This is a genomic window from Leucobacter japonicus (assembly GCF_001273855.1).
Classification (GTDB): domain Bacteria; phylum Actinomycetota; class Actinomycetes; order Actinomycetales; family Microbacteriaceae; genus Leucobacter; species Leucobacter japonicus.
In genome coordinates, this window is sequence record NZ_JHBX01000133.1 from 1 (window position 1) to 289 (window position 289).

1 pseudogene is annotated in these 289 nt (G+C 66.8%); it reads right to left on the reverse strand.

Features of this window, described 5'->3' with window-relative positions:
* Positions 1-277, reverse strand: a pseudogene (locus AMS67_RS12970) (M20 family metallo-hydrolase); the annotation flags it as partial.
* Positions 278-289: the final 12 nt, after the last annotated feature.

Below are 289 nucleotides of genomic sequence, written 5' to 3' on the forward strand. Positions count from 1 at the left end.
CCTCGAGGTCGCGCACGGCGAGGATCTCATCCCGGTCCATGAGTCCCGAGAACACTGAGCTGCCCATGATGGAGGGAGCGAACCTGCTGCCCTCCTCGTTGAACCAGTCGACGACGACGAGATTGTACTTCGGCGCGAGTGCACCGGCTTCGACCCGCCGCTGCACCTCCGCCGCGGCGTGCAGAGACGCGATCACCCCGTACGCCCCGTCGAATCGTCCTCCGCGCGGTTGCGAATCGAGGTGCGATCCGCTGAGGATCGCGGGCGCTCCGGGCACGAACTCCACAGT